Source organism: Streptomyces sp. NPDC127119, from assembly GCF_042677425.1.
GTDB lineage: Bacteria > Actinomycetota > Actinomycetes > Streptomycetales > Streptomycetaceae > Streptomyces.
Window position 1 is genome coordinate 1 of record NZ_JBHXTO010000225.1, and the last position, 9,341, is coordinate 9,341.

The following is a 9,341-nucleotide window of genomic DNA, read 5'->3' on the forward strand; positions in this document are numbered from 1 at the left end:
CTCGTGGAGGGGCTGCGCCCCGTCCCACCCAGGGGCGCGGGGAACGGCGCAGTCTTTTGTCTTTCGTCTTTAGGGGCGCGGGGAACGGCGCAATCTTTTGGCTTTGGCTTCCAGGGGCGCGGGGAACTGCGCGACCGGCCACGACGGGGCCGCACCGTCCGAACCGCGGTGCGGCCCCGTGGGGGCGGAGCCCCGGGACTACTTGTTGTCGAGCAGGTTCTGGACCTTGCCCCGTATCTCGTCATCCGCCAGGCCACGGATCGTGAGGGTCGTACGGCGCCGCAGGACGTCGTCCGCCGTCTCCGCCCACTCGTTGTCGCGGGCGTACACGACCTGGGCCCAGATCTCGGGCGCGTCCTCGTGCACGCGCTGCGCCAGTTCCGGGTTGTCCTCGGCCAGCCGGGCGATGTCGAAGGCCAGCGAGCCGTAGTGCGTCGCCAGGTGCTTGGCCGTGTCGGCGCCCATCCGCGGACCGGCCGCGGGGGTGTCGACCAGGAGCCGGTGCGCGACCGCGCGCGGGTTGGCGACACCCGGCAGCGGCAGCTTCTTCGGCAGCGCGGAGATCGGCTCGAAGTCCTCGCCGAGCGGCCGGCCCGGCAGCGACTCCAGCTGCTTCATGACGGTCCGGCCGATGTGCCGGAAGGTCGTCCACTTGCCGCCCGCGACGGACAGCATGCCGCCCCGGCCCTCGGTGACGACCGTCTCGCGCTTGGCCTTCGACGTGTCGCCGGGGCCGCCGGGCAGGACGCGCAGACCCGCGAAGGAGTACGTGATCAGGTCACGGGTCAGCTGCTTGTCGCGGATCGAGAACGCGGCCTCGTCCAGGATCTGTGAGATGTCCTTCTCGGTGACCGAGACGTCCGCGGGGTCGCCCTCGTACTCCTCGTCGGTCGTGCCGAGCAGCAGCATGTCCTCCCAGGGGAGGGCGAAGGTGATGCGGTACTTGTCGATCGGTGTGGCCAGCGCGGCCTTCCAGGGGGAGGTGCGCTTGAGGACCAGGTGCGCGCCCTTGGAGAGGCGGATGGACGGCGCCGCGTTCTCGTCCTCCATCTTGCGCAGGTGGTCCACCCACGGCCCGGTCGCGTTCAGCACCAGGCGTGCCGACACGCCGAACTCGTCACCGGAGAGCGTGTCCTTCAGCTCGGCGCCGGTGACCCGGCCCCGGGTGAAGCGCAGGCCGGTGACGGCCGCGTGGTTGAGCACGGTGGCACCCGACTCGACGGCCGCGCGGACCGTCATCAGGGCCATCCGGGAGTCGTTCATCTGGTCGTCGCCGTACACGGCCACGGCCTTCAGGTTGTCCGTACGCAGTTCGGGAACGTCCTGCGCGGCCTTCGACGGCGAGAGCAGATGCCCCACGCCGTCACCGAAGGCCGACAGTGCCGAGTACGCGAAGACACCCGCGCCCAGCTTCGCCGCGCCGTGCGGCCCGCCCTTGTACACGGGGAGGTAGAACGTGAGCGGGTTCGCCAGGTGGGGGGCCACCTGACGGGAGACCGCACGGCGCTCGAAGTGGTTCTCCGCCACCAGCTTCACCGCGCCGGTCTGCAGATAGCGCAGACCGCCGTGGAGCAGCTTGGAGGAGGCGGAGGAGGTCGCGCCGGCGAAGTCGCCGGCGTCGACCAGGGCCACCCGCAGACCCGACTGCGCGGCATGCCAGGCGGTGGAGATGCCCAGGATTCCGCCACCGATCACCAGGAGGTCGTATGTCGACTTGGACAGCTGCTCCCGGGTCTCGGCGCGGCCCACTGCCTTCGCATGGAACGCGGCGGAGCCGTTGGCCGGGTGCGTCCCAAGAGCCGGGACACTCTGCAGGGTGGTCATTGCGAATTACTCCTCGTCAGCATCGTCTTCGAGCCAGCCCATGGTCCGCTCGACGGCCTTGAGCCAGCTCTTGTACTCACGGTCACGGGTCTCCGCGGCCATGTTCGGGGTCCATTCCGCGGCCCGCCGCCAGTTGGCGCGCAGGTCCTCGGTGTTCGTCCAGAAGCCGACGGCGAGGCCGGCGGCGTAGGCGGCGCCGAGGCAGGTGGTCTCGGCGACCATCGGGCGCACCACGGGGGCGTCCAGGACGTCGGCCAGGGTCTGCATCAGCAGGTTGTTGGAGGTCATGCCGCCGTCGACCTTGAGGGCCGCCAGCTCGACGCCGGAGTCCTTGGTCATGGCGTCGCTGATCTCACGGGTCTGCCAGGCGGTGGCCTCCAGGACGGCGCGCGCGATGTGCGCCTTGGTGACGTACCGGGTCAGGCCGGTGATCACACCGCGGGCGTCGGGACGCCAGTACGGGGCGAACAGACCGGAGAAGGCCGGCACGAAGTACGCGCCGCCGTTGTCCTCGACCGACAGCGCGAGCGTCTCGATCTCGGCGGCGGACTTGATGAGGCCCATCTGGTCGCGCATCCACTGGACGAGCGAGCCGGTGACGGCGATGGAACCCTCGAGCGCGTAGACCGGCTTCTGGTCGCCGATCTGGTAGCCGACGGTGGTCAGCAGGCCGCTGTACGAGTTGATGAGCTTGTCACCGGTGTTCATCAGCATGAACGTGCCGGTGCCGTACGTGGACTTGGCCTCGCCCTCGGCGAAACAGGTCTGGCCGAACAGGGCCGCCTGCTGGTCGCCGAGCGCGGAGGCGACCGGGATGCCGCCGAGCAGGTCGCCCAGCTTGCCGCCGGTGACCTCGCCGTACACCTCGGCGGAGGAGCGGATCTCGGGCAGCATGTTCAGCGGGACGCCGATGGACTCGGCGATCTTCTCGTCCCACTGCATGGTGTGCAGGTTCATCAGCATCGTGCGGGAGGCGTTGGTGACGTCGGTGACGTGCCGGCCGCCGTTCACACCGCCCGTCAGGTTCCAGATGACCCAGCTGTCCATGGTGCCGAAGAGGATGTCGCCGGCCTCGGCGCGCTCGCGCAGGCCCTCGACGTTGTCGAGCAGCCAGCGGGCCTTGGGACCGGCGAAGTACGAGGCGAGCGGCAGGCCGGTCTCGCGGCGGAAGCGGTCCTGGCCGACGTTGCGGCCGAGCTCCTTGCAGAGCGCGTCGGTGCGGGTGTCCTGCCAGACGAGGGCGTTGTGGACGGGCTCACCGGTGTTCTTGTCCCACAGCAGCGTCGTCTCGCGCTGGTTGGTGATGCCGATGGCCTTGATGTCGTCGCGGGTGATGCCGGCCTTCTCGACGGCCGAGGCGACGACCTCCTGGACGTTCGTCCAGATCTCGGTGGCGTTGTGCTCGACCCAGCCCGGCTTCGGGAAGATCTGCTCGTGCTCCTTCTGGTCGACGGAGACGATCCGGCCGTCCCGGTCGAAGACGATGCAGCGGCTGGACGTGGTGCCCTGGTCGATGGCGGCGATGAAAGGGCCGGCGGTGTGCGCGTCGGTCACGGTGTGCTCCTGAAAGTCCGTGGGTTCCGTGGAGGAGGGGCTGGCTTACGGCGTATTGCTTCCGGCTCCGGCCGACGTCCGTCCCGTACCGGACGGACGTCGGCGCCGAGCGGACGTACGGCTCCAAGCAAAGCTGTAAAGCTCTAGGCGAAGGCCACGTTGTAGATACCGGCGGCGATCGCTCCGCCGATCAGCGGTCCCACCACCGGGACCCAGGCGTAGCTCCAGTCCGACCCGCCCTTGTTGGGCAGCGGCAGCAGGGCGTGCACGATGCGCGGGCCGAGGTCACGGACCGGGTTGATCGCGTACCCCGTCGGGCCACCGAGCGAGAGACCGATGCTGACGACCACGAAGGCGGTGATCAGCGCGCCCAGCGTGCCCAGCCCCTTGCCGCTGTCGTTGAGCCCCTGGGTGAGGACGGCGAGCACCAGCACGATCGTGCCGATGACCTCCGTCGCGACGTTCTGCCAGGCGACCCGGACCTCCGGGCCGGTGGAGAAGACGCCGAGCACCGGGCCCGCCTTGGCCTCCCGTGCCTCCACGGACTTGACGTCCTGCGCACCGGGGCCGCCCACGATCTCGCGGTCGGTCAGGTGCGCCAGGAACTGTCCGTAGTACGCGACCCACACGAGCAGCGCGCCGATCATGGCGCCGAGGAGCTGGCCCGACCAATAGGTCAGGACGTTGCTCCAGTCGTCGTCCTTGATCGCGATGCCGAGGGTGACGGCCGGGTTCAGATGGGCACCGGAGAGGGGCGCCGAGATGTACACGGCGGTCATCACCGCGAAACCCCACCCGAAGGTGATGGCGAGCCACCCGGCGTTGCGTGCCTTGGAGGCCTTCAGCGTGACGGCGGCGCACACGCCACCGCCGAGCAGGATGAGTATGGCGGTACCTATGGTCTCGCCGATGAAGATGTCGGAGCTGGACACCCGCGACTCCTTTGTCCTTCGTCCAGGGGAAGGCGAACCCCGGGTCCCTCCGGTGGTTCGCGACCTCAGGTGAGGTCGTTGCCGGCCCTTGGCCTTGTCACACTCTAACGCGTATTGCCGGTAGGTGTTCGACAATGCCGACCGATGGACGGGAGTCTTGCTCTGCCAATACCACCTCGTCAAGGCCTCTGTTATCGAAAACACGATCGTTATTGATTGCTGTGAACTATCGATCATGGGAACGGCCGCACACCACGTGCGAGCAGGAACGTTCCGTCGTCGGGGGAGCGCGAAGAAGGCCGGTACGTCGTCGACGTACCGGCCTTCTTCCCACAATCGCGGGCCCGGACTCAGAACCGCCCGGCGCCCAGGTCCCTCGACACCGAGCGGGCGCAGTCGCGGACGGCGGCGATCAGCTCGGGACGCAGCCCGCCGTCCTTGTCGCAGACGCGCTCCACCGCCCCCGTGACGCCCACCGCGCCGACGGGCATCCGCCGCTGGTTGTGGATCGGCGCCGCCACCGAGGCGACCCCCGTCCAGGTCTCCTCGACATCGGCCGCGTACCCGCGCGCGCGGGTCAGGTCGAGGACGTGCTCGAACGCCTCGGGCGCGCTGACCGTCCGCGCCGTGAACTCCTCGCGCTCGGCCTCCAGGACCTCGCTGTGCGCCACCGGGTCGTACGCCGACAGGACCTTGCCCAGCGCCGTGGAGTGCAGGGGCTGCATGGCCCCGACCTCCAGCACCTGCCGGCTGTCGTCGGGCCTGAACACGTGGTGCACGATCAGTACGCCCTGCTGGTGCAGCACGCCCAGATAGACGCTCTCGCCGCTGGAGCGGGCCAGGTCGTCGGTCCACACCAGGGCGCGCGCCCGCAGCTCGTGCACATCGAGATAGGTCGTCCCCAGGCGCAGCAGCTCCGCGCCCAGCTGGTAGCGCCCGGAGGGCCCGTCCTGCTCGACGAAACCCTCCTGCTGCAGTGTGCGCAGGATTCCGTGGGCCGTGCCCTTCGCCAGGCCCAGCGACGAGGCGATGTCCGACAGGCCGAGCCGTCGCTCCCCGCCTGCGAGCAGCCGCAGCATCGCGGCCGCCCGTTCGAGCGACTGGATGTTCCGTGCCATCGCCGTCGTGCCCTCCGTCCCCTTGGACCGTCGGTCGCCGCTTCGCTGCCACCGTTCGGCAATGTCGAACATTACCGCTCGCCGCCGACCTCCCGCTAATGGGTGGCCGTGATGAGTTGCGAACGCATCCAACCCGACACCGGGTACGGATCGCGCGTCCGTCCCGTGGACGCTCCCGCCCCTCCGGTGCCGCCGCGGGCTACCCTGACGGCGTGCGTCTTCCACAAGAAGCGCAAAGCCGACAGCCGTCGCACTCCAGGGAGCATCTTCCATGGCCTCGTTGCCGAACCCGTCCCTTCCGTCCGAGTCGGCCTACAGCCGGGCTCGAACCGACGCCCTCCGCGAGGCGCTCGCCACCCGCGTGGTGGTGGCCGACGGCGCGATGGGCACCATGCTCCAGGCACAGGACCCGACCCTTGAGGACTTCCAGAACCTTGAGGGCTGCAACGAGATCCTGAACCTCACCCGCCCCGACATCGTGCGCTCCGTCCACGAGGAATATTTCTCGGTGGGCGTCGACTGCGTCGAGACCAACACCTTCGGCGCCAACCACGCGGCCCTCGCCGAGTACGACATCGCCGAACGCGTCTACGAACTCTCCGAGTCCGGTGCCCGCATCGCCCGCGAGGTCGCCGACGAGTTCACCGCCTCCACCGGACAGCAGCGCTGGGTGCTCGGCTCCATGGGCCCCGGCACCAAGCTGCCGACCCTCGGCCACGCCCCGTACACGCTCCTGCGCGACGCCTACCAGCGGAACGCCGAGGGCATGATCGCCGGCGGCGCCGACGCGCTGCTCGTGGAGACCACCCAGGACCTGCTGCAGACCAAGGCGTCCGTGCTGGGCGCCCGCCGGGCCCTGGACACCCTCGGCGTGGACCTGCCGCTGATCGTCTCCGTGACCGTCGAGACCACCGGCACCATGCTCCTCGGCTCGGAGATCGGCGCCGCGCTCACCGCTCTCGAACCGCTCGGCATCGACATGATCGGCCTGAACTGCGCCACCGGGCCCGCCGAGATGAGCGAGCACCTGCGCTATCTGGCCCGCCACTCCCGCATCCCGCTGTCCTGCATGCCGAACGCCGGCCTCCCGGTCCTGGGCAAGAACGGCGCCCACTACCCGCTGACCGCCCCCGAACTCGCCGACGCCCAGGAAACCTTCGTCACCGAGTACGGCCTGTCCCTGATCGGCGGCTGCTGCGGCACGACCCCCGAGCATCTGCGCCAGGTCGTGGAGCGCGTACGGGACCTGACACCGGCCCCGCGCAACCCGCGCCCCGAGCCCGGCGCCGCCTCGCTCTACCAGACCGTGCCGTTCCGCCAGGACACCGCGTACATGGCGATCGGCGAGCGCACCAACGCCAACGGCTCCAAGAAGTTCCGCGAGGCCATGCTGGAGGCCCGCTGGGACGACTGCGTCGAGATCGCCCGCGACCAGATCCGCGAGGGCGCCCACATGCTCGACCTGTGCGTCGACTACGTGGGCCGCGACGGCGTCGCCGACATGCAGGAACTGGCAGGCCGCTTCGCCACCGCCTCCACCCTGCCGATCGTCCTGGACTCCACCGAGGTCGACGTCATCCGCGCCGGCCTGGAGAAGCTCGGCGGGCGCGCGGTCATCAACTCCGTCAACTACGAGGACGGCGACGGCCCCGACTCGCGCTTCGCGAAGGTCACCCGGCTCGCCCAGGAACACGGCGCCGCGCTCATCGCCCTCACCATCGACGAAGAGGGCCAGGCACGCACCCCCGAGCACAAGGTCGCGATCGCCGAGCGGCTCATCGACGACCTCACCGGCAACTGGGGCATCCACGAGTCGGACATCCTCATCGACACCCTGACCTTCACCATCTGCACCGGCCAGGAGGAGTCCCGGGGCGACGGCGTCGCCACCATCGAGGCGATCCGCCGGCTCAAGCAGCGCCACCCCGACGTCCAGACCACCCTCGGTCTGTCGAACATCTCCTTCGGCCTCAACCCGGCCGCGCGCGTCCTGCTCAACTCGGTCTTCCTCGACGAGTGCGTCAAGGCCGGCCTCGACTCGGCGATCGTGCACGCCTCGAAGATCCTGCCGATCGCCCGCTTCACCGAGGAGGAGGTCGCCACCGCCCTCGACCTCATCCACGACCGCCGCCGCGAGGGCTACGACCCGCTGCAGAAGCTGATGGCCCTCTTCGAGGGCGCCACCACCAAGTCCCTCAAGGCCGGCCGCGCCGAGGAACTCGCCGCGCTGCCCCTGGACGAGCGGCTCAAGCGGCGCATCATCGACGGCGAGAAGAACGGCCTCGAACAGGACCTGGACGACGCCCTGAAGGAGCGCCCGGCCCTCGACATCGTCAACGAGACCCTCCTGGACGGCATGAAGGTCGTCGGCGAACTGTTCGGTTCCGGCCAGATGCAGCTGCCGTTCGTGCTCCAGTCCGCCGAGGTCATGAAGACCGCGGTGGCCCACCTGGAGCCGCACATGGAGAAGACCGACGACGACGGCAAGGGCACCATCGTGCTCGCCACCGTCCGCGGAGACGTCCACGACATCGGCAAGAACCTCGTCGACATCATCCTGTCCAACAACGGCTACACCGTCGTCAACCTCGGCATCAAGCAGCCCGTCTCCGCGATCCTGGAGGCCGCCCAGGAACACCGCGCCGACGTCATCGGCATGTCGGGGCTCCTGGTCAAGTCCACGGTGATCATGAAGGAGAACCTGGAGGAGCTCAACCAGCGCAAGATGGCCGCCGACTACCCGGTCATCCTCGGCGGCGCCGCCCTCACCCGCGCCTACGTCGAGCAGGACCTCCACGAGATCTACGAGGGCGAGGTCCGCTACGCCCGCGACGCGTTCGAGGGCCTGCGCCTGATGGACGCGCTCATCGCGGTCAAGCGCGGCGTACCCGGGGCCACCCTGCCGGAGCTGAAGCAGCGCCGGGTGCGGGCCACCGCCCGGACGGTCGTCGAGGAACGCCCGGAGGAGGGCGCGGCCCGCTCCGACGTGGCCGTCGACAACCCGGTCCCCGCCCCGCCCTTCTGGGGCACCCGCGTCATCAAGGGCATCCAGCTCAAGGAGTACGCGTCCTGGCTCGACGAGGGCGCGCTGTTCAAGGGCCAGTGGGGCCTCAAGCAGGCCCGCACGGGCGACGGGCCCACCTACGAGGAACTGGTGGAGACGGAGGGCAGGCCGCGCCTGCGCGGTCTCCTGGACCAGCTGCAGACGGGCAACCTCCTCGAAGCGGCGGTCGTATACGGCTACTTCCCGTGCGTCTCCAAGGACGACGACCTGATCCTCCTGGACGACCAGGGCAACGAACGCACCCGCTTCACCTTCCCGCGCCAGCGCCGCGGCCGCCGGCTGTGCCTGGCCGACTTCTTCCGCCCGGAGGAGTCCGGCGAGACGGACGTCGTCGGCCTCCAGGTCGTCACCGTCGGCTCCCGGATCGGCGAGGAGACGGCGAAGCTCTTCGAGGCGAACTCCTACCGCGACTACCTCGAACTGCACGGCCTGTCCGTCCAGCTGGCCGAGGCGCTGGCCGAGTACTGGCACGCGCGCGTGCGCTCCGAACTCGGCTTCGCGGGCGACGACCCGGCCGAGATGGAGGACATGTTCGCGCTCAAGTACCGCGGCGCCCGCTTCTCCCTCGGCTACGGCGCCTGCCCCGACCTGGAGGACCGGGCCAAGATCGCCCGCCTCCTGGAGCCGGAGCGCATCGGCGTCCACCTCTCGGAGGAGTTCCAACTCCACCCGGAACAGTCCACGGACGCGATCGTGATCCACCACCCGGAAGCGAAGTACTTCAACGCCCGTTGAACTGGGTGCGTGGACGGCTGCGGGCCCGGTGGGGGCGGGTCGCGCAGTTCCCCGCGCCCCTGAGTAGTTCCCCGCGCCCCTGAGTGGGACGGGGCGCAGCCCCTCCCCGAGGGG

General features: G+C 69.7%; 5 protein-coding genes. 1 reads left to right on the forward strand and 4 read right to left on the reverse strand.

Translation table 11 applies throughout. The features are described from left to right. Positions 1-198: 198 nt before the first annotated feature. From ACFVH5_RS42225 to ACFVH5_RS42240, 4 genes are all read right to left on the reverse strand, one after another. Positions 199-1,824 (reverse strand): FAD-dependent oxidoreductase, encoded by a 1,626-nt coding sequence (locus tag ACFVH5_RS42225; protein ID WP_385838994.1) that lies wholly within the window; start codon positions 1,822-1,824, stop codon positions 199-201. A gap of 6 nt (positions 1,825-1,830) precedes the next feature. Beyond that, entirely contained in the window at positions 1,831-3,378 is a 1,548-nt protein-coding gene (gene glpK, locus ACFVH5_RS42230; protein ID WP_384808432.1) for a glycerol kinase GlpK, read from the reverse strand. 143 nt (positions 3,379-3,521) lie between these two features. Beyond that, positions 3,522-4,310 carry an MIP/aquaporin family protein gene (locus ACFVH5_RS42235; protein WP_381834097.1) on the reverse strand — a complete coding sequence of 263 codons (789 nt, stop codon included), beginning with the start codon at positions 4,308-4,310 and terminating at the stop codon, positions 3,522-3,524. Positions 4,311-4,660: 350 nt separating this feature from the next. Continuing rightward, positions 4,661-5,428 (reverse strand): IclR family transcriptional regulator, encoded by a 768-nt coding sequence (locus ACFVH5_RS42240; protein WP_384808430.1) that lies wholly within the window; start codon positions 5,426-5,428, stop codon positions 4,661-4,663. 271 nt (positions 5,429-5,699) lie between these two features. Here ACFVH5_RS42240 and metH point away from each other — a divergent pair, with 271 nt between their 5' ends. Beyond that, entirely contained in the window at positions 5,700-9,227 is a 3,528-nt protein-coding gene (gene metH / locus ACFVH5_RS42245) for a methionine synthase (RefSeq protein WP_385838995.1), read from the forward strand. The last annotated feature ends 114 nt before the right edge of the window (positions 9,228-9,341 follow it).